21 protein-coding genes and 1 other RNA gene are annotated in these 20,172 nt (G+C 65.2%); 12 read left to right on the top strand and 10 right to left on the bottom strand.

Features of this window, described 5'->3' with window-relative positions; translation table 11 throughout:
- Positions 1 to 15: 15 nt before the first annotated feature.
- Positions 16 to 468 carry a GatB/YqeY domain-containing protein gene (locus tag ATE64_RS06580; RefSeq protein WP_058453944.1) on the bottom strand — a complete coding sequence of 151 codons (453 nt, stop codon included), beginning with the start codon at positions 466 to 468 and terminating at the stop codon, positions 16 to 18.
- A gap of 131 nt (positions 469 to 599) precedes the next feature.
- Between ATE64_RS06580 and carA the strand changes: the two genes are divergently transcribed.
- The 5 genes from carA to ATE64_RS06555 all read left to right on the top strand — a co-directional run bounded on the left by carA (position 600) and on the right by ATE64_RS06555 (position 7,061).
- Entirely contained in the window at positions 600 to 1,784 is a 1,185-nt protein-coding gene (carA, locus tag ATE64_RS06575) for a glutamine-hydrolyzing carbamoyl-phosphate synthase small subunit (RefSeq protein ID WP_058453943.1), read from the top strand.
- Positions 1,781 to 2,503, top strand: a complete 723-nt coding sequence (locus ATE64_RS06570) for a hypothetical protein (protein WP_058801286.1) — start codon at positions 1,781 to 1,783, stop codon at positions 2,501 to 2,503. Before carA ends, ATE64_RS06570 begins: the two co-directional genes overlap by 4 nt.
- Positions 2,504 to 2,505: 2 nt before the next feature.
- A complete protein-coding gene (carB, locus tag ATE64_RS06565) occupies positions 2,506 to 5,826 on the top strand; it encodes a carbamoyl-phosphate synthase large subunit (RefSeq protein WP_058453941.1) in 3,321 nt (1,106 codons plus the stop codon).
- Between the two features lie 97 nt (positions 5,827 to 5,923).
- Complete coding sequence (gene greA / locus ATE64_RS06560; protein ID WP_058453940.1) at positions 5,924 to 6,400, top strand: transcription elongation factor GreA; 477 nt, start codon at positions 5,924 to 5,926, stop codon at positions 6,398 to 6,400.
- Positions 6,401 to 6,425: 25 nt separating this feature from the next.
- Positions 6,426 to 7,061, top strand: a complete 636-nt coding sequence (locus tag ATE64_RS06555) for a rhomboid family intramembrane serine protease (protein ID WP_058453939.1) — start codon at positions 6,426 to 6,428, stop codon at positions 7,059 to 7,061.
- Here ATE64_RS06555 and ATE64_RS06550 read toward each other — a convergent pair.
- The 5 genes from ATE64_RS06550 to ATE64_RS06530 form a co-directional block, all read right to left on the bottom strand.
- Positions 7,058 to 7,600 carry an NUDIX hydrolase gene (locus ATE64_RS06550; protein WP_058453938.1) on the bottom strand — a complete coding sequence of 181 codons (543 nt, stop codon included), beginning with the start codon at positions 7,598 to 7,600 and terminating at the stop codon, positions 7,058 to 7,060. The two genes, ATE64_RS06555 and ATE64_RS06550, sit on opposite strands and share 4 nt — an antisense overlap.
- A gap of 123 nt (positions 7,601 to 7,723) precedes the next feature.
- Entirely contained in the window at positions 7,724 to 8,404 is a 681-nt protein-coding gene (locus ATE64_RS06545; RefSeq protein WP_058453937.1) for a hypothetical protein, read from the bottom strand.
- A gap of 12 nt (positions 8,405 to 8,416) precedes the next feature.
- Positions 8,417 to 9,232, bottom strand: coding sequence for a TPM domain-containing protein (locus tag ATE64_RS06540; RefSeq protein WP_058453936.1), 816 nt, complete (start codon positions 9,230 to 9,232; stop codon positions 8,417 to 8,419).
- On the bottom strand, positions 9,229 to 9,753 hold the full coding sequence (locus ATE64_RS06535; protein WP_058453935.1) for a TPM domain-containing protein: 525 nt from the start codon (positions 9,751 to 9,753) through the stop codon (positions 9,229 to 9,231). Before ATE64_RS06535 ends, ATE64_RS06540 begins: the two co-directional genes overlap by 4 nt.
- A 1-nt stretch (position 9,754) precedes the next feature.
- A complete protein-coding gene (locus ATE64_RS06530) occupies positions 9,755 to 10,357 on the bottom strand; it encodes a LemA family protein (protein ID WP_058453934.1) in 603 nt (200 codons plus the stop codon).
- Positions 10,358 to 10,475: 118 nt separating this feature from the next.
- Between ATE64_RS06530 and mscL the strand changes: the two genes are divergently transcribed.
- Together mscL and ssrA are read left to right on the top strand one after the other, a co-directional pair.
- The gene (mscL, locus tag ATE64_RS06525; RefSeq protein ID WP_058453933.1) at positions 10,476 to 10,892 is read left to right on the top strand and encodes a large conductance mechanosensitive channel protein MscL; all 417 of its coding nucleotides are present in this window, start codon (positions 10,476 to 10,478) and stop codon (positions 10,890 to 10,892) included.
- Positions 10,893 to 10,929: 37 nt separating this feature from the next.
- Positions 10,930 to 11,285: a transfer-messenger RNA gene (gene ssrA / locus ATE64_RS21050) on the top strand.
- 49 nt (positions 11,286 to 11,334) lie between these two features.
- Here ssrA and ATE64_RS06520 read toward each other — a convergent pair.
- A complete protein-coding gene (locus ATE64_RS06520; protein WP_058453932.1) occupies positions 11,335 to 11,757 on the bottom strand; it encodes a helix-turn-helix domain-containing protein in 423 nt (140 codons plus the stop codon).
- Positions 11,758 to 11,873: 116 nt separating this feature from the next.
- On the opposite strand from ATE64_RS06520, the gene ATE64_RS06515 reads away from it, so the two are divergent.
- A complete protein-coding gene (locus ATE64_RS06515; protein ID WP_197410111.1) occupies positions 11,874 to 12,878 on the top strand; it encodes an NADPH:quinone reductase in 1,005 nt (334 codons plus the stop codon).
- Positions 12,879 to 12,883: 5 nt separating this feature from the next.
- Here ATE64_RS06515 and ATE64_RS06510 read toward each other — a convergent pair whose 3' ends face one another.
- On the bottom strand, positions 12,884 to 13,294 hold the full coding sequence (locus ATE64_RS06510; protein ID WP_058453930.1) for a helix-turn-helix domain-containing protein: 411 nt from the start codon (positions 13,292 to 13,294) through the stop codon (positions 12,884 to 12,886).
- 66 nt (positions 13,295 to 13,360) lie between these two features.
- Here ATE64_RS06510 and ATE64_RS06505 point away from each other — a divergent pair, with 66 nt between their 5' ends.
- From ATE64_RS06505 to ATE64_RS06490, 4 genes are all read left to right on the top strand, one after another.
- On the top strand, positions 13,361 to 13,993 hold the full coding sequence (locus ATE64_RS06505; protein ID WP_058453929.1) for a cation transporter: 633 nt from the start codon (positions 13,361 to 13,363) through the stop codon (positions 13,991 to 13,993).
- 132 nt (positions 13,994 to 14,125) lie between these two features.
- On the top strand, positions 14,126 to 15,808 hold the full coding sequence (locus ATE64_RS06500) for an MFS transporter (protein ID WP_058454147.1): 1,683 nt from the start codon (positions 14,126 to 14,128) through the stop codon (positions 15,806 to 15,808).
- Entirely contained in the window at positions 15,805 to 16,962 is a 1,158-nt protein-coding gene (locus ATE64_RS06495; protein ID WP_058453928.1) for an HlyD family secretion protein, read from the top strand. Before ATE64_RS06500 ends, ATE64_RS06495 begins: the two co-directional genes overlap by 4 nt.
- Positions 16,959 to 18,320 carry an efflux transporter outer membrane subunit gene (locus tag ATE64_RS06490; RefSeq protein ID WP_058453927.1) on the top strand — a complete coding sequence of 454 codons (1,362 nt, stop codon included), beginning with the start codon at positions 16,959 to 16,961 and terminating at the stop codon, positions 18,318 to 18,320. The genes ATE64_RS06495 and ATE64_RS06490 overlap by 4 nt, the downstream gene beginning before the upstream one ends.
- Before the next feature lie 30 nt (positions 18,321 to 18,350).
- Here ATE64_RS06490 and ATE64_RS06485 read toward each other — a convergent pair whose 3' ends face one another.
- Together ATE64_RS06485 and ATE64_RS06480 are read right to left on the bottom strand one after the other, a co-directional pair.
- The gene (locus ATE64_RS06485) at positions 18,351 to 19,367 is read right to left on the bottom strand and encodes a cell wall hydrolase (RefSeq protein WP_058453926.1); all 1,017 of its coding nucleotides are present in this window, start codon (positions 19,365 to 19,367) and stop codon (positions 18,351 to 18,353) included.
- Positions 19,368 to 19,466: 99 nt separating this feature from the next.
- Entirely contained in the window at positions 19,467 to 20,162 is a 696-nt protein-coding gene (locus ATE64_RS06480; protein WP_058453925.1) for a PEPxxWA-CTERM sorting domain-containing protein, read from the bottom strand.
- Positions 20,163 to 20,172 lie beyond the last annotated feature (10 nt).

Here is a 20,172-nt window from a genome sequence, read left to right as displayed (position 1 = left end):
CGGCGAGCGTGTGTCTCAGGAGAGCGCCGCCTTCACCCACCCGCTCGCCTTGCTCATGTCGAGCTGCGAGCCCAGCCGGTCCTTCACCGCGGCCATCACCTTGCCCATATCCTTCAGGCTCTCGGCGCCCAGCTCGGTCACGATCGCCTTGATCGCCGCCGTCGCCTCGTCATCGCTGAGCTGCGCGGGCAGGAATTCCTCGATCACGACGACCTCGGCCGCCTCGACGTCGGCGAGTTCCGGGCGGCCGCCCTGTTCGTACATGGCGATCGACTCGCGGCGCTGCTTGACCATTTTCTGCAGCACGTCGGTGACGAGCACATCGTCGTCGGCCGGCGCGGTGCCGGTCCTGAGTTCGATGTCCTTGTCCTTGATCTTGGCCAGCATCAGCCGGATGGTGCCCAGACGCGCCTTGTCGCCGGCTTTCATCGCGGCGACCTGCGCAGCCTTGATGTCGTCACGAATCATGCGTGTCCCCATGGCTCACAAATTTCGGAAAGGCCCTCTCTAGCGGCAAGATTCCGAATCCGATAGCTTGTGAATCACTTTTTTGCCTCCTACTTGGTCGGCCGTTTAGCCCCCCGTCCGGAGCATGTTGAATGGCACCAGCCAACCCCTCTGCCGCGCCCAAAACCCCGCCCACGGGCGCGACTGGCGTTCTTGTCCTTGCCGATGGCACGATCCTGTGGGGCGTGGGCTATGGCGCCAGCGGCGCGGGCGTAGGCGAGATTTGTTTCAACACGGCGATGACCGGCTATCAGGAAATCCTGACCGACCCGAGCTATGCCGGGCAGATCATCACCTTCACCTTTCCGCATATCGGCAATGTCGGCGCGAACCCCGAGGATATGGAGCGCGAAAAGCGCGCCGCGATCGGCTGCATCACGCGCGAGCTGCCGACGCTGCCCAGCAACTTTCGCAGCGTCCAGACGCTGCCCGACTGGATGGCGGCGCAGGGTCTGATCGGGCTCGCGGGTATCGACACGCGCGCGCTGACGCGCCGCATCCGCGACGGCGGCGCGCCGACCGGCGTGGTCGCGCACAGCCCCGAGGGCAAGTTCGACCTCGATAAGCTGCTGATGCTGGCGCAGGGCTGGCCTGGGCTGGAGGGCATGGACCTCGCCAAGACCGTCACGCGCGAGCGGCAGGGCAGCTGGGACGCGGGCGTGTGGCATCTTGGGTCGGGATATGAGGCGTCGGACCACAAGCGCGAGGGCGATCCCGCGCCGCATGTCGTCGCGGTCGACTATGGCGCGAAGGACAATATCTTCCGCAACCTCGTGAAGGCCGGCGCGCGCGTGACCGTGGTGCCCGCGAAGACCAGCCTCGACGAGATCATGGCATTGCGCCCCGCAGGCGTATTCCTGTCGAACGGCCCCGGCGACCCCGCCGCGACGGGCGAATATGCGGTGCCGGTGATCAAGGGTCTGCTCGAGCGGGGCGTCCCGATCTTCGGCATCTGCCTCGGCCACCAGATGCTTGGCATCGCGGCGGGCGCGAAAACCGTGAAGATGCATCAGGGCCACCGCGGCGCGAACCATCCGGTGCAGCGTGCCGAGGACGGCGTGGTCGAGATCACCAGCATGAACCACGGCTTTGCGGTCGATGCATCGACGCTGCCCGGCGGTGTGGTCGAAACGCACAAGAGCCTGTTCGACGGATCGAACTGCGGCATCGCGATCACCGGCAAGAACGCCTTCAGCGTGCAATATCATCCCGAGGCGAGCCCGGGGCCGCAGGACAGTTTCTATCTGTTCGAGAAGTTTGTGGGTGGGTTGAAGTGAGGCGTTCGCTCGCCCTTTTCCTGATGCTCTTGCCTTCGGTTGCCGTTGGGCAACCCGGAGCGACGTTGCCGCAGGCCTTCGATTTCGCGATAGCCAAACTGGATGGCTTCGAGCTGAAGGCCCAGACTGAAATCAACTGGCATGAGGGGCAACCTTATGTCGGCGAAATCCTGTGCGAAGGGGCGAGCGAAGACGTTTTGTTTGAGGTTGAGGGCGATGGAAGTTTTCGATCACTCCGCCTGAGCTTCCACGGACTACCCGACGAGGATGACGAGAGGTCCGATATCACGCTTACTGGCGACGCGCTCTGGCTTTATGTCGACGGGCGGCGCTACGAGTATCGGAATATCGCCACGCCAGCGCCGACATTCTCCAACCATAGTTATCCGCCCGACCCGGACCCCGAGCGAGTGATCCTCCCTGTCTGGCGCGGTCACCAAGCGGTTCGTGCATCAGAATCGGATTCCTTTATGCACCTCTCGCGCATTTATCCGGACCTGATTGGCGCGAAGAAGATCGAATGGGGCTATAAATCGCGCAATTGGCGCGACGTTGACCAGCGTGAGGCGGAGAACCAGCTGCCTGACGGATGGGAGACGCGCCGCTATCCGATCAAGACTGCGGGCCTGCAGGCGGCGGTGGACTGGTGCACGCGGCAGGTCCAGTCCGATGCAGCCAGAGCTTTTCCAGCCAATCTACAGACTGAAGAAAAACAATAGCGATGCCCAAAAGAACCGACATCCAATCCATCCTCGTCATCGGCGCCGGCCCGATCGTTATCGGTCAGGCGTGCGAGTTCGACTATTCGGGGACGCAGGCGATCAAGGCGTTGAAGGAGGAGGGCTATCGCATCGTCCTCGTCAACTCCAACCCGGCGACGATCATGACCGATCCCGACCTCGCCGACGCCACTTATGTCGAGCCGATCACGCCCGAGATCGTTGCGAAGATCATCGCGAAGGAGCGCCCCGACGCGGTGCTGCCGACGATGGGCGGGCAAACCGCGCTCAACACCGCGCTCGCGCTCTTCAACGACGGGACGCTGGCGAAATATGGCGTCGAGATGATCGGCGCCGATGCCGAGGCGATCGACAAGGCCGAGGACCGGCAGAAATTCCGCGACGCGATGGACAAGATCGGTCTGGAAAGCGCGCGCAGCGGCGTCGCACATACGGTCGACGAGGCGTTCGCGGTGCTCGAACGCACCGGGCTGCCGTCGATTATTCGCCCGTCGTTCACGCTGGGCGGGACCGGCGGCGGCATCGCGTATAACCGCGAGGAGTTCGAGCATATCGTCCGCGGCGGCCTGATCGCCTCGCCGACCACCGAAGTCCTGATCGAGGAGTCGCTTCTCGGTTGGAAGGAATATGAGATGGAGGTGGTGCGCGACCGCAAGGACAATTGCATCATCATCTGTTCGATCGAGAATGTCGATCCGATGGGCGTCCATACCGGCGATTCCATCACCGTCGCGCCGGCGCTCACGCTGACCGACAAGGAATATCAGATCATGCGCAACGCGAGCATCGCGGTGCTGCGTGAAATCGGTGTCGAAACAGGCGGTTCGAACGTGCAGTTCGCGGTCAATCCGAAGGACGGCCGCCTGATCGTGATCGAGATGAACCCGCGCGTATCGCGTTCGTCGGCGCTGGCGTCGAAGGCGACGGGCTTCCCGATCGCCAAGGTCGCGGCGAAGCTCGCGGTCGGCTACACGCTCGACGAGATCATGAACGACATCACCGGCGTGACCCCGGCGTCGTTCGAGCCGACGATCGACTATGTCGTCACCAAGATCCCGCGCTTTGCCTTCGAGAAGTTCAAGGGCGCCGAGGCGACGCTCTCGACCGCGATGAAGTCGGTCGGCGAGGTGATGGCGATCGGGCGCACGATCCATGAATCGATGCAGAAGGCGCTGCGCGGGCTCGAAACCGGCCTCAGCGGCTTCAACTTCGTCGACCGGCTGGTTGGTGCGAGCCACGAGCAACTCAAGAGCGAGCTCGCGAAGCGCACGCCCGACCGCCTGCTCAACACCGCGCAGGCGATCCGCGAAGGCCTGCCGCTCGCGGACATCAACCGCATCGCGGGCTACGACATGTGGTTCCTCGAACGCATCGCGGAGATCGTCGAGGCCGAGAACGAGGTGATGGCGAACGGCCTGCCGCGCGACACCGAAGGGATGCGCAGGCTCAAGGCCATGGGCTTCTCCGACAAGCGGCTCGCCTATCTGGCGCTGCAATCGGCGAACCTGCGCCCCGGTACGCGCCGCGCGACCGCGCATGGCAGCGGGCTGATCCACGAGGCCGTCAAGGCGATGACCGGCGGCGTGACCGAGGCCGAGGTGCGCGCGCTGCGCCACAAGCTCGGCGTGCGGCCGGTGTTCAAGACGATCGACACCTGCGCCGCCGAATTCCAGGCCCAGACGCCCTATCTCTATTCGACCTATGAGGCGCCAACCTTTGGCAAGCCCGAGAATGAGGCGAACCCGAGCGATCGCAGGAAGGTCGTCATCCTCGGTGGCGGTCCGAACCGCATCGGGCAGGGGATCGAGTTCGATTATTGCTGTTGCCACGCGTGCTTCGCATTGGAAGAGGCGGGCTATGAGACGATCATGGTCAACTGCAACCCGGAGACGGTGAGCACGGACTATGACACGTCGGATCGCCTCTATTTCGAGCCGCTGACCGCAGAGGATGTGCTCGAAATCCTCAACGTCGAAATGTCGAAGGGCGAGCTTGTCGGGGTGATCGTGCAGTTCGGCGGCCAGACGCCGCTGAAGCTCGCGCAGGCGCTGGCCGAAGCGGGAATCCCGATCCTCGGCACTTCGCCCGACGCGATCGACCTCGCCGAAGACCGCGAGCGCTTCGCGGCGCTGGTCAACAAGCTGAAGCTCAAGCAGCCCGAGAATGGTATCGCGCGCAGCCGCGAGGAAGCCGTCGCGGTCGCGGCGCGCATCGGCTATCCGGTGCTGACGCGGCCTTCCTATGTGCTCGGCGGCCGCGCGATGGAGATCGTCGACGATCAGGCGCAGCTCGAAAATTATATCGAGACCGCGGTCCAGGTGTCGGGCGATTCGCCGGTGCTGATCGACCGCTATTTGCGCGACGCGATCGAGGTCGACGTCGATGCGCTGTGCGACGGGACCGATGTGGTGGTCGCGGGCGTGCTCCAGCACATCGAGGAAGCCGGGGTCCATTCGGGCGACAGCGCCTGCTCGATCCCGCCCTACAGCCTTCCGCCGCATATCGTCGCCGAAATCGAGCGCCAGGCCGATGCGCTGGCGCGCGCGCTGGGCGTTCGCGGCCTGATGAACATCCAGTTCGCGGTTAAGGACGAGGATGTGTATCTCATCGAGGTCAATCCGCGTGCCAGCCGCACCGTGCCCTTCGTTGCTAAGGCCGTTGGTTCGCCGATCGCCAAGATCGCGGCGCGCGTGATGGCGGGCGAGAAGCTCGCCGACCTGCCGAAGATCAATCGCGACATCGCGCATGTCGCGGTCAAGGAAGCGGTCTTCCCCTTCGCGCGCTTCCCCGGCACCGACCCTGTCCTGTCACCGGAAATGAAGTCCACCGGCGAAGTCATGGGAATCGATCGCAATTTCAACCTTGCATTCGCCAAGGCACAGCTCGGCGCGGGCGACCGCCTCCCCACAGAGGGGCGCCTGTTCGTGTCGGTGAAGAACAGCGACAAGCCGCGCATCGTCGGTGCGGTGAAGCAGCTCCGCGCCTGGGGCTGGAAGGTGATCGCGACCGGCGGCACCGCCGACTATCTCGCGCAGCAGGGTATCGAGGTCGAACGCGTCAACAAGGTCGCCGAGGGGCGGCCGCATATCGTCGACCGGATCAAGGACGGCGACGTGCAGCTGATTTTCAACACGACCGAAGGCTGGCAGTCGCTGCAGGATTCGCAATCGATCCGCGCCTCGGCGCTGGCGGCCGACATCGCCTATTATACCACGGCCGCGGCAAGCGATGCCGCGACGCAGGCGATCGGGGCGCTGCGCGCGCATAGTCTTGAAGTAAAGCCGCTTCAGGACTATTATTGAGGGTACCGCTCCACCTCCCCGACATTACGGAAACAGCGGCTCAGCCGCTCGGCGCTCAACCGCCGAGGCAGGATTATTGACGAAGGACAACAGGATAATGGCAAGCGTTGAAAAGGTTCCGATGCTGCAGGAAGGCTATGAGAAGCTGAGCACCCAGCTCGCGGCTCTGAAGGCCGAGCGACCCCTGATCGTCGATGCGATCGAGGAAGCGCGCGCGCATGGCGACCTTTCGGAAAATGCCGAATATCACGCCGCGAAGGAACGTCAGGGTCAGGTCGAAGCCTCGATCGGCGACCTTGAGGATCGTCTGTCGCGCGCCCAGATCATCGACCCCACGACGCTGTCGGGCGACCGCATCGTCTTCGGCGCGACCGTCACGCTCGCCGACGAGGATGACAAGCCGGTGCGCTACCAGATCGTCGGCCAGGCCGAGGCGGACGCGAAGGACGGCAAGATCAGCTACAACTCGCCGCTCGGCCGGGCGCTGATCGGCCGCAAGGTCGACGACGAGGTTGAAGTGACCGTGCCGTCGGGCGACAAATATTATCTGGTGACGAAGATCGAGTTCGTCTGAGCCGGGGGCGAACGGAGCCAAGGCGATGAAGCCGCAGGATGCGCCGCTGGTCACGGGCTACGCGCTCGCGTGCGTCGTCGTCTTTCTCCTGACCTGGGTCAGCGGATATCAGCTCGACGCATTCATCCGTGCGGGCTTCATTCCCGCGCGGTTCGGCAGCGAGCTGATCGCGTCGCCGGGCACGATGGTGCCCTTTATCCTGACGCCGCTGACCTCGGCCTTCCTGCATGCGGGTTGGCTCCACCTGATCTTCAACTTGATCATCCTGCTGTTCATCGGCCGCCAGCTGGAAGCGCCGCTGGGCGCGAAGGCGATGGGGGTGTTGCTCGTCGTCGGGGCTTATGCCGGCGCATTTGCGCAATATCTGGCCGATCCCGCATCGGCCGTGCCGATGATCGGGGCCAGCGGTGCGATTTCGGCGCTGATTGCGGTGTTCGCGCTGATCTTCAGTCGGTCGCAGACGAAGGCGATCGGGCCGATCCCTGCGCATTGGGTGCGCGCGCTGTGGCTCGCGCTGGCGTGGATCGGGTTGCAATTGCTCCTCGGTCTCAGCGGCGGCGGCGATTTCGGCGCGATTGCAATCTGGGCGCATGTCGGCGGCTTCCTCGCTGGCCTGCTCCTCGCGCGTCCGCTGCTGCGCTGGCGCTTCGGGGGGCGTTAGGCGAGCAGCCCGCCCGCCAGCAGCATCGCGACGCGCACGTCGATCCCGCACCCTTCGGCGCGTTTCGCCGCGACGAAATCCTCGATCCCGTCCAGCGGCACCCGGTGGACGATGATATCCTCGCCATCGACGCCGCCGCCTTGGCCGACCTTCGTCAGGCCGGTCGCGACGAGCAGCGTGAAGCTTTCGCTGACCATCCCCGGCGAGCTGAAGAATTCGCCAACCGTGCGCCAGTTTGCGGCGCGATAGCCCGTTTCCTCCTCAAGTTCGCGCTCGGCTGCAGTTTCCGCCGCCTCGCCGCTGGCGTCGTCGCCGACAAGCCCCGCGGGCAGCTCGAGGCACTGGACCTTCAACGGCACGCGATATTGCTCGACCAATATGATGTGGCGCCCGTCCGCGGCTTCGTCGATGGCAAGGATCACCGCCGCGTGGATGCCGCGCGAGCGCGACACATATTCCCACGTTCCTTGCTGCTTGACGGTGATGAAGCGGCCTTCCCACCGCGTCTCGATGGGGGTGTCGGGGGAGGGGCGGGTCATATCTTATCCTGTCGTCATTGCGAGCGAAGCGGTGCCGGAGGCGGCCGGTAGGCCAACCAATCCAGAGCGGTGTGCGCCGTTCTGGATTGCCATGCGGCTTTGCCGCTCGCAATGACGAAGGAATTAAAGCTCGATCAGCCGGTCGGGCAGTTCGTTCGGATTCTCGCTGCCGCGCGGAAAATGTGCGGCGAGCACGACGCCCATCTGGCGCACCGCCTCGGCCATGCCTTCGCCGGGCTTGCCCGCGCGCACGCGGTCGATGAGCGCCACCATCGCATCGCCCCAGACCTCGGGAGTGACCTTCGCCGCGATCGCCTCGTCGGCGACGATGTCGGCGCGATGCTCGCGCAGGCTGACGTAGAGGAGGACGCCGGTGCGTCCGAGCGTCTTTGCCTCTGTCCCGACCTTGAACAGGTCGATCGCGCGCGCACGGACGCGGGCCGCAAGGATCGCGCGCGGGGTCAGCCAGATGCGCAAGGGGCGCCACAGCAGGATCAGCCACATCCCGATCCACTTCAGGACGCCCACAGCGATCACTGTCCCGAGCCATTGATTGGCGGTTAGTTCATGCCCCCAACCGCCGGTCAGGCGATCGTAAAGCCCCCGGTAGAATTCGGGAAACAGCGCGATCACCGACATGGCAAGGAAAGCGATGACGCTCGCCCAGACCAGTGCGACATCGTCATAATCGTTCGACTGCGCCGCGATGACGGTGACGATCTCGCCGCTCGTCTGATCCTCGGCCGCGGCAACCGCGGCTGTGACGAGGTCGTGATCGGCGGCGCTGACGTGACTGACTTTCATGGCTCCGTTCCCCTACCAGCCGCCCGAGGCACCGCCGCCGCCGAAGCTGCCGCCGCCGCCCGAAAAGCCGCCGCCACCGCCCCAGCTCGACCCGCCGCCGCTGCCCCATGAGGAGCCTCCCGAAGAGCCGCCGCCCCAGTCGTCGCCACCCCAGATGATGATCGGACCGCCGCCCCATGGACGGTTGCGGCGATGCTTCCTGCCGCGCCGCCCGAAGGCGGAGAGCATCGGCAGGATGAAGAAGAAAAAGACGATGAAGCCGATGAAGATCAGCCCGCCGATGTCGCCGTCGTCGGCGCGGTCGCGCTCGGCCCTGTCGGCCGCGGCGGCCTGCGCGGCGGCTTCCTCGGGCGGGAGCTGGATCTGCTGCGCGATCGCGTTGACGCCGGCCTGGATGCCGCCCGGAAGGTCGCCGTCCTTGAACTTCGGCGTCACGACGTCGCGGATGATCCGGCCCGATAGCGCGTCGGTCAGCACGGGTTCCAGGCCCAGGCCGACTTCGATCCGCATCTTCCGTTCGTTCGGAGCGATGAGGAATACGACGCCGTCGTCCTTCTCCTTGTCGCCGATGCCCCAGTCGCGGCCGAGGCGATAGCCGTAGTCGGCGATGTCATAGCCTTCGAGACTGTTCACGGTCGCGACAACGAACTGGTGGCCCGTCGTCTTTTCGACCTGTTCAAGCTGGATGTTGAGGTCAGCTTCCTCGGCGGGCGGGATGATGTCGGCCTGATCGACGACGCGCGCCGTCAGCTTGGGAAAGGTTTGTGCGGTCGCGGGGGCCGCCAGCAACGACAGGCCCAGCGCCCAGCCGAGCAAAAGCGATCTCATTGCGGATCTCCGGTCTGTGCCGCGATGGCATCGATACCTGCCGACAGGCCGCCGGCATAGTCGCGATCCCCGAAGCGCGGCGTCATCTGGTGGACGACGGCGAGGGCTTCTTCGTCGGTCAACATCTGTTCCATTCCACTGCCCGTCGCGATGCGCATCTGCCTTTCGTTCGGTGCGACGAGGATCACGACACCGTCGTACTGATCCTTGCGCCCGATGCCCCAGCGATTGCCGAGGCAGGTACCGAAATTGTCGACGCGCGCGCCGCGCAGGTCAGGCACCGTTGCAATGACCATCTGATGTTTCGTGCGCTGTTCGTAACGGGCCAGCCGATCGGACAAGTGTGCCTCCTGGTCGGCGGTCAAAATGTCCGCGGCATCGGTTACGCGACCGGCCATCTTCACTGGCGGGACGCCGTCGCACGCCGCTGTCTCGCCGGCGGCTGCAGACTCCTGCGCCGCCTTGCATCCGCCCGCGACGGCAAGGATCGCGAGCGGGAAGGCAAGGGCGGCGGCGCGCACCTTATTGACCGAAGTCGACCTTCGGCGCCTGGTTCGCGTTCGGGCTGACCGCCTTGTACGGCGTCATCGGCTTTGCACCATGAACGATCTTGGCCCCGATGATGTCAGGGAAGGTGCGGATCGTCGTGTTATAATCCTGCACCGCGGCGTTATAGTCCTGAATCGAGATGTTGATCCGGTTCTCGGTGCCCTCAAGCTGGGTCATCAGATCGGCGAAGCGCGCCTGGCTCTTGAGATCGGGATATTGCTCGACGGTGACCAGCAGGCGGCCGAGCGCGCTCGACACATTGCCCTGCGCCTGCTGGAAGGCCTGTACCTTCGCGGGATCCTCAAGGTCGTCGGCGGTCAGCTTGACCTGCGTCGCCGACGCGCGCGCCTGGATGACGCCTTCGAGTGTCGATTGCTCGATCTTCGCGGCGCCCTTTGCGGTTTCGACGAGGTTGGGGATCAGGTCGGCGCGGCGCTGGTACGCCGCTTCGACATTGGCCCATTTGGCCTTCGCGGCCTCTTCCTTGGTGGGAACGCTGTTGATGCCGCAGGCGGACAGCGACAGCGCGGCAACCGGGACAATCAGCCAGCGGGCGGAACGATAGGTCATGGTCATCAATGCTCCCTCGCGCGGCGTTTTGCCGCAACAACACACATAATAGGATCGCGCTTGCCTTTGTGCAATCACCGCGGCACGTTCAGGGCGCAAGATCGACGATCCGGGGAGCCGCAACATGTTGAGCGAATTCAGGGAATTTATCGCCAAGGGCAATGTCATGGACCTCGCGGTCGGCGTCATCATCGGCGGCGCCTTTGCGACGATCACGACCTCGCTGACCGCCGACCTGATCATGCCGCTGGTCGGCTGGATTTTCGGCGGGGTCGATTTCTCGAGCAAGTTCATCCTGCTCGGCAGCATCCCCGAAGGCATCGCAGCGACCGACTATGCGGCGCTCAAGAAGGCCGGCGTCGCGATGATCGGCTATGGCGCCTTCCTAACCGCGGTCATCAACTTCCTCATTCTCGCTTTCGTCATTTTCCTGCTGGTCAAGTGGGTGAACAAGGTGATGCGCCGCGGACCCGATGCGCCGGCCGGCCCGAGCGAGGTCGATCTGCTTACGGAAATCCGGGACGAACTGCGGAAAAAATAGGGGTTTGAGCCCGATTCAGGACGAATGACCCGCCTGCGCTCTTCCAAAGCGCGGGCGGGTTTCCTATATGGGTTGTGCCGGTTTCGACCGGCTATGAGGATAAATGGTGTCGTGGAATAGACACAGCGGACCCGGGGGCAGTACCCGGCGGCTCCACCACAAACCCACGCTCTCCCAAAGGGATCGAGGGTTTCTGACGGGGCCGAACCAGGATCGACGTGTGTTCAAAGACGATGTTTTCTTCCGGGCTGAGTAACCCGTTCAAGGCTCAAACCTATAAGTGCTAACGATAACGAAGCACTCGCTCTGGCTGCGTAACCGATAAGCCTCACGGCCTAAGGTTATTCAAATAGAACGCGGTTCGGACCGAACCGGGCAACAGAATCGGATACCAGCGGCTGGGGACGAGCCGGGCAACAGAATCGTCCCACCTTTCCCTCAATTACGCCGGCTCTGCGCCCTCGCATGGCTGCGCCGCGACGCGGCTTTCGTCGAGGCTCGCCTGGAAATCGGCGCCCCACGATCGCATGCTCAGCAGCACGGGCTTCAGCGAATGGCCGAGCGGCGTCAGTTCATATTCGACGCGCGGCGGCACCTCGGGATAGACAGTCCGGGCGACGATGCCGTCCGCCTCCAGTTCGCGAAGCTGCAGCGTGATCATCCGCTGCGTCGCATTCGGCGTCAGGCGGCAGAGCGCGTTGAAGCGCAGGCGGCCGCCGAGCAGGTGGAACAGCAGCACCGGTTTCCACACACCGCCGATCACCGACAGCGTCGCCTCGACGCTGCAACCCGTCCGCCCGGCGCGACGACGGACGGACCGCGTTTTCGAATTTTCTCCAATATTTTCAGTAATACTTACATTCATGATTGTACATGTCCAAAATGTGCGTACTTATGAATTTATAGATACCGGCATATATCGATTCGGGCAACGGGCACGGTCTGTTGCCCAGCGAGTCGAACCCGAAAGAGGATAATGCCGTGGAACAATCCGTCATGAAGGCCGCCTGGTACGAGCGGAAGGGAAGCGCCGAAGATGTGCTGATCGTCGGCGAGCAGCCCGTCCCCGTCGCTGCGCCGGGCGAATTGCTCATTCGCGTGCGCGCCTCGGGCGTGAACCCATCGGACACCAAGGCGCGGCAGGGCGCACGCGGACGCACCGAGATGCCCTATCCGCTGGTCATCCCGCATCAGGATGGCGCGGGCGAAGTCGTCGCGGCCGGATCGGCCGAAGACGGCGACTGGATCGGCAAGCGCGTCTGGTTCTACGAAGCGCAGCTGGGCCGGGCGCTCGGCGCCGCTGCCGAATATGTCGTGCTGCCGGTGCGGCAGGTCTCGATCCTGCCCGACAACGCCTCGTTCGAAGACGGCGCCAGCCTCGGCGTGCCCGCGATGACCGCGCATCGCAGTGTCTTTGCCGATGGTCCGGTCGCGGGGAAGACGGTCTTCGTCTCGGGCGGCGCGGGCGCGGTCGGCCGTTATGCAATTCAGTTCGCCAAGCTCGGCGGTGCGACGGTGATCGCGAGCGTGAGCCGCGACGAGCAGGCGGATTCGGCAAGGGCGGCGGGCGCCGACTTCATCGTCAACCGCAAGACCGACGACATCGTCGCGCGCGTTCGCGAGATCACGGGGCGGGAGCGCGGCATCGATCGTTTCGTCGAAGTCGCTTTCGGTGCGAACCTCGATGTCATCATGAGCCTGCTCGCGCCGCGCGGCGTCGTCGCGACCTATGCGTCGGACGCGGTTCCGGAACCCGCACTGCCGTTCTGGCCGCTCGTCATGCTCGACGCGACGGTTCGTTTCGTGCTCGTCTATGTCATGGATGCCGCGGCCCACGCCGAAGCCGCGCAGGCGATCGGCGAGGCGCTGGCCGCGGGCAAGCTCACGCACAATATTGCGGCGCGCTATCCGCTCGAGCGGATCGTCGATGCGCATCGGGCGCAAGAAGCGGGAACGACCGTCGGCAAGATTATCGTGACCCCCTGACCGGGCTAATGCGCGCGGCTGCACTGTCCATGGTCGCCGAGCGCCTCTATCACCCGGCAATCGCCGGCGAGGCCGCCGCGGCAGCGGCCCACGATGCGGGTCAGTTCGTCGCGCAACGCCGAGAGCTGGTCGATCTTCGCCTCGACCTGTTCGAGATGCGCAGACGCGATGCGGTCCGCGTCGCCGCAATCGCGGTCCGGGTGGTCGGAAAGGTCGAGCAGTGACCGGATTTCCTCGATCGTGAAGCCGAGGTCGCGCGAGTGACGCACGAAACTGAGCCGCGTTCGGTGCGCGTCACCATAGCTGCGATAATTCGCATTGGTTCGAAGCGGGGCGGGGAGGAGTCCGATCCGCTCGTAATAGCGGATGGTCTCGATGTTGGTGCCGGTGGCCTTCGACAGTTCGCCGATTTTCATTGCTTGACCCTGTAGTTGCTACAGGGTGCATATGGGATGTCGAATCGAAGAACCAAGAGGTTTCGCATGGCCGACCAATGTTGCGCAGGAAAAAGCGGCAAGACCGCGCTGAACGATCCCAGGTGGCGCCGCATCCTGTGGATTGCGCTGATCCTCAACGCCGCGATGTTCGGGGTCGAGATCGTCGCGGGCGTCGCCGCCGATTCGCGGGCCCTCCAGGCGGACGCGCTCGATTTCCTGGGCGATGCGGCCAATTATGCGATCAGTCTGGGCGTCGCGGGCATGGCGCTGGCGTGGCGTGCCCGCGCAGCGCTGCTCAAGGCTGCGACGATGCTCGCTTTCGGACTTTGGGTGCTTGGCTCGGCGGTGTGGGGCTTTGTCGCCGGCACCGCGCCGCAGGCCGAGACGATGGGAATCATCGGTGCGCTGGCGCTGGCATCGAATGTTGCGGTCGCGCTGATGCTCTATCGCTATCGGACGGGCGATGCGAATATGCGCTCGGTCTGGATATGCTCGCGCAACGATGCGATCGGGAACCTTGCAGTCCTCGCGGCGGCGCTCGGTGTGTTGGGAACGGGGCAGGGCTGGCCCGACCTTGCGGTCGCGGCGATCATGGCAGCGCTGGCGATATGGGGCAGCGTCGACGTGTTCCGCCACGCGCGCGGCGATCTCGGCCGCGCCGCAGCCGAAGCGGCTTAATGCCGAGATCGAGATGTGATTTTCTGCCCTTTGCCAATGCGGTCTTCGCGCATATTGTGCGGCGCAGAATGGCAACGGGGCTTGAACTGACCTATAGAAATGCAGCGCCCCGTCCGTCGCGGGTCGACCGGCGTGGCTGATCCAGCCGTACCCGTCGCTCCGCCCGCGGAATATGTGCTGAAGCCGCACGAGCGGCCGCTGATACCAGGATCGCCAGCCAATCCGGACCACCCCAAAGGACGCCGGATCGCCTATTTCGCGATCGGCATCTATTTGGGGCTGGTGGCGGGGCTGACCAACGGCCTGCTTCTCGCCAATCTGCTTGTCTTGCAGGGGAATATGGCGCTGACGCCGGTCGATACCGGCTGGGTGACGGTGGCCTACAACCTGACCAACGCCTGCATGAGCATATTGCTATTCAAGGTTCGCCAGCATTTCGGAATACAGCGCTTCGTGCGCGCAACGATGCTGGCCTTGGTCGTCGCCAATTTCGTGCAGCTCTTCGATGCGGGCTATCAGGTCGAGCTTGTCTCGCGCGCGATCTCCGGGATCGCCGCGAGCGGGCTGGTGACGCTTGCGATCTTCTACATGATGCAAAGCCTGCCGGGTCCGCAAAAGTTGATCGCACTCGTCCTTGGCATTGGCGTCGTTCAGATTGGACTGCCGCTCGCCCGGGCGATCTCTCCGATCCTTGTGTACGACGGCGACATCGGAAACCTGTTCGCGTTGCAGTTCGGCCTTTCGCTCGTCACTGTCGGCCTCGTCAACATCCTGCCGCTTCCGCAAGGGGTGAAAGTGCGCGCCTTCGGGCTGCTCGATATGATCAGCTTTCCCTTGCTTGCCGTCGGGGTCGGCCTGCTTTGCAGTTTCTTGGTGCAGGGGCGCATCATCTGGTGGCCGACGCCGTGGTTGGGCACCTTGCTGGCGCCCGCGGTGCTGCTGATCGGTGCCGCCTTGCTGATCGAGCATAACCGCGAGAAGCCGATGCTCGAGACGCGCTGGATGGCGAGCAGCGACCTGCTGAAGCTGGCGTTGGCCGGTGCGTTCATTCGCGTCGTTCTGTCGGAGCAGAATTTCGGCGCGACCGGGCTGTTGACGTCGCTCGGCTATGTCAACGACCAGCTCGTGACCTTCTATGCAATAACTGCCCTGGCGGCTTTGGCCGGGGTATTCGTGCCGCTGGTCGGGCTCAATCCCACCGATCTTCGCATCTCGACCCTGATATCGCTGGCGATCATCGCGGTGGCGGCTTTCGCCGACACACGGACGGGACTGATGTCGCGGCCGTCCGATTTCTACCTGACGCAGGCAGCGATCGCCTTCGCGTCGGTCTATTTCATCGGACCCATGCTGATGGAGGGTTTCCTGCGCGCCCTGACGCGCGGGCCGTCCTATATTGTCAGCTTTCTGGCGCTGTTCAATCTTTCGCAGACGATCGGCGGGCTCGCGGGCACGGCGGCGCTGTCGGCCTTTTTCACCGTCCGCGCGAAGGCACATCTTACGACGCTGGGGCAGGGGCTCGCAACGGACGACCCCGCGCTGGTGCAGGCGCTCGCCTATCTGTCGAGCGGCCTGAACGGCTCGATCGGCGATCCGGCGCTGCGGTCGGCGGTCGCCGGACGCAATGCGGTTCAGGAAGCCGTGCGTCAGGCGGGTGTCCTCGCCTATAATGACGTATTCTTCCTGATCGGCTGTGGTGCCGCGCTCGGCTTCGTGATCATGCTGGTTCGCTGGCTGCGCGATCGACGGCGCGGCTACAGCCCGCTCGCAGCGGACCTGTCCATCCTCCAGCAGATGTTGGCGCAAAGAAAATGACCGACGACAAGAAACCGGCACCCGCAACCGAACAGACGCCGCCTCCCGCTCCTCCCGCGCCGGCTGAAGCGGCGCCGGCCGAGCCCGAACCGCCTCAAGGCGGTGGCGGCTGGCGACCCGACCGGTCGCGATCGCAGATCATCCTGTTCAGCGGGCTGATCCTGCTCGGCGCGCTCGCGGTCCTCTATGCTTGGGGCCTGCCGCCGTTCCGGCCCGACAGCCAGACCACGGACAATGCCTATGTTCGCGGCCAGACGACGATCATCTCGCCGCAGGTCGGCGGCTATGTGACGCAGGTGCTGGTGCAGGATTTCGAGCGCGTCGCGGCGGGGCAGGTCCTCGTTCGGATCGACGACAGGATCTATCGCGAGCGCGTCGCGCAGGGCGCGGCGAACATCGCGGCGCAGAATGCGAGCCTCAGCAACAGCGAGCAGAGCGAACGTTCGGCCGAGGCGCAGGTGCGCCTGCAGGATGCGGCGGTGGCCAATGCCGGTGCGCAGCTCCAGCGCGCGCAGGCCGACATGCGCCGCGTCAACGAACTTGTCGACGCCGGATCAGTGTCGCTGCGCGAGCGCGACCAGACGCTCGCGGCGCTCCGGCAGGCCGAGGCGGCGGTGCGTCAGGCGCAGGCGCAGCGGCAGATTGCGCTCGAGCAGGTGCGCTCGGTCACCGTCGGGCGCGGCGGGCTGAAGGCGGGCGTCCAGAATGCCGAAGCGACGCGGGGACTTGCCGACATCGATCTGGAGCGCACGGTGATCCGGGCGCCGCGCGCCGGCCGGCTGAGCGAGGTCGCGGTCCGCGTCGGACAACTCGTGAACCCCGGCACCCAGCTCATGTATCTGGTGCCGGAAACGCATTGGGTCGTCGCCAATTTCAAGGAGGCGCAGACCGCGAGCATCCGGGTCGGGCAAAAGGCGCATTTCCGGGTCGATGCGCTCGGCGGGGTCGAGCTCAAGGGGACGGTCGAAAGTGTCGCCCCGGCGGCGGGGAGCGAGTTCAGCATCATCAAGCCTGACACCGGATCGGGCAATTTCGTGAAGGTGCCGCAGCGGATCGCGGTGCGCATCCGCATTGATCCCGGACAGCCGCTCGCCAAGCGGCTCGGGCCCGGCATGTCGGTGATCGCGACGGTCGAAACGGACGGCGGGCGGTGAGACGCGCGGCGCTGTTGCTGCCGCTGCTGATCGCGGGGTGCGCCCCGGCCATCAGTCCGCGGCCCGAGGCGAGCGTCGTTGCGCCGCCCGCCGACTGGCGCACGTCGCTGCCTGCCGAGGGCACGGTCGAGCGCGAATGGTGGGCACGGTTCGGCGACCCGCAGCTTTCTGCGCTGGTCGAGCAGGCGCGCGCGAACAATACGGACCTCGCCATCGCCGCGGCGCGCGTGGCCGAGGCGCGCGCGCAGGAACGCGTCGCACGCTCGCTGCTGCTGCCCAGCCTGTCGGCAAGCGTGCCGGGGTCGGAGGCGCGCACGGTCAACGCGTTTGGCCAGCCGAGCGAAAGCACCTCGGCGCAGCCGACATTCCAGGCGGCTTATGAGGTCGATCTGTTCGGCGTCAACGCGGCGCGGCACGATGCCGCGCGTGCCAGCGCCGCCGCCTTGGCCGCCGCGCAAGAAGCGGCGACGCTGTCGGTCAGCGCGACGGCGGCGAGCGGCTACATCACCTTGCTCGCGCTCGACGATCGCCTCAAGGTGCTTAGGGAAACGCTCGTCCAGCGCGGCGAGGCGCTGCGCATCGCGCGCGACCGCGCCGAGGCGGGCTATACGTCGGAGCTCGAACTCCGTCAGTCCGAAGCCGAATACCGCGCCGCCGAACAGCAAATCCCGACAATCGAAGCGGCGATTGCGCGGCAGGAAAATGCGCTGTCGTTGCTCGTCGGCGATACCCCGCACGCAATAACGCGCGGGGCCGATTTCGATGCGCTGGCGACCCCCGTCGTGCCGGCGGTCGTGCCGTCGGACCTTGTGCGCCGCCGTCCCGACATCGCGCAGGCCGAATATTCGCTCGCCGCAACCGACGCCAATCTGCGCGCCGCGCGCGGGCAATTCCTGCCGCAGATCCGCCTGTCGGCATCGGGCGGCGCGGCGATCTCGTCTCTGCTCAGCGATCCGATCACCATCTGGTCGATCGGCGGCAGCATCCTCGCCCCTATCTTCTCGGGCGGGCGGCTGGAGGGGCAGTTCGATGCTGCGACCGCACAGCGCGACCAGGCCGCATTCGCCTATCGCAAGGCGGTCCTGACCGCGTTTCGCGAGGTCGAGGACCAGCTTGCATTGATCGACCGGCTGGGCGCGCAGGAACAAGCCTTGCTTGCACAGCGCGCCGCGGTCGCCGAAGTGCTCCGCCACGCGACGAACCGCTACCGCGCCGGTTATTCGCCCTATCTGGAGCAAATCGATGCGCAGCGAGCGCTGCTATCGGTCGATCTCGCGCTGATTCAGCTGCGCGCCGATCGGCTGACCTCCTATGTCGCGCTCTATCAAGCCCTGGGCGGGGGCACGGCCCAGCCGTGAGGCAGCGCTGCGCGCGGAAGGCGGCGGCGCTCAGCGATTGAGGCGCGGCGCCTGATCCTCGAGGAGCCGGTGTTCGGATGCGTCGCTCTTGAGCCTGGAGTCGGTCGGCGCCAGCTCGCTGCCTCTCTTGCCGAGGACCGGTTGGGCCGCGGAACTGAGTTCGCCTCTCGGCGGTGCGATCAGTCCCGTCTGGACGGCGGGCACCGAGGCCGCGGCATCGCCGTCCGCGATCGCAGGGTCGAGCGGGAGCGCGCCGGAGGTCTCGAGCAGATAGCCCGACAGGCTCGTGACCGCCGACGCCGGAAGCAGCTCGGCATTGGCATAGGGGTTGACGAACGCGCTGCGCGTGCCGCTGCGGCCGCTCCATCGGTAGAAAATATGCGATCCGACGGTGCGCAGCTTGGTGAGATTGGCGCTCCAGTAGGGAACCACCCAAAGCGTATGATAATGCGTCGCGAGGCCGACGCTGGGTTCGACATAGCCGGATAGCGCCGCCGCCGCGACGGCGCGCGCGCGCGCCCAGCCGCTCGCCGAGGGGCGCCGGTTCAGCGAACCGTCACAGGTGAAGGTGAACTGGCAACCGGTCTTGCGCTGCGAGCCCTGAAAGACGACCCCGCAGACCGAATTGGGGTAGGCGGGGTGGCGCATCCGGTTGAGGACGACCTGCGCGACCGCGCGCTGACCGGTCAGCGTTTCGGACGCCGCCTCGTAGTAAACCGCCGCGGTCAGGCAATCGACCGCCGACAATTTGGTGTTCATCTGGGTCGACGGCAGGTTCAGTGCGAACGGCCGCGCGGCCACCAGCGGCTCGTCGGATTGCGGCACCGCCGCGTTGATCTGTTCGGCGGTTTGCGCGTCGATGCCCGGGCGGAAGCGGAAAGCTTCGGGCTCGGGGGCGGGACGTGCAGCCGCTTCGCGCCGGGACGGGGAATCGACCGACGACCGGTGCGGCAGCGAGAGCGACAGATAGATGGCATAAAGCGCCGCAAGCATCAGCAACCCGCTTGCGCCGAGCAGGGCAGGAAGTCGCAGGGATCGCTGCTTCATCTGCACGTCAACCACTCTCTTTCGACCCAAGCCTGAAGCAAAAAGGGCCGGCCATCAAGGCCGCCCCTTCTTTGCCCAAGAAGCTGGCCGCGGTCGAGTTCAGGCGAACTGGAACCGGACCTGCGTTTTCTGGCGGCGGCGCATCGAGAAACCGACCGCGCCGAAACCGAGGAGCATCAACATCCACGTGCCCGGTTCCGGGACCGCCGAGAAGACCGCCGAAACGCGGAGGCCCGCCGGGTTCGAGCCCGGACCGCTGGTGCCCGAGTCGTTCTGGACGAGGAACGAAAGCGTGTTCGCGCCAGCGAGGAGGTTCGTGCTGATGTTCAGCGGAACGCCGGTGCCGCCACCGAACTGCGAAGCGCTGCTGCCGTTGTTGTAGATCGCAATGCCGTTGAGCAGGATCTGGGTGACGCGATTGTCAGACCAGAAATTGCCCGTCAGCGTCGCTGCGGTCGCGATCTCGCTAAGTTTGAAAATGGTCGAGTAAGTTACCGTCCCCACCGGCTGGTTGAGCGTGCCGTCGGCATTCGGTGTGATCCATCGCGCGCCATCTACATTGCCATTCTGGCCGGCCGGAGCACCGCCGCTGTACCAGTTTGCGTGGATCAGCTGCGGGATCGACGCCACCAGCTCGGCGCTCGGCGTTTCGATCGACCAATTTGCGTCGGTCGTTCCCGGTGCGCCGACTCCGGTCTTGACGTCGACCGTGGTCGCGGCGTTGGCCGTGGTTGCCGACAGCGTCACCGCGGTAAGCGTCAACGCTAAAGCAAGGCTGTTCTTGATCATGGTCATCCCCAATCTT

This window comes from Sphingopyxis sp. H073 (assembly GCF_001468395.1).
In the GTDB taxonomy this organism is placed as follows: Bacteria; Pseudomonadota; Alphaproteobacteria; order Sphingomonadales; family Sphingomonadaceae; genus Sphingopyxis.
The sequence above is the reverse complement of the archived record's forward strand: the minus strand, read 5'-3'. Positions and strand labels throughout refer to the sequence as shown.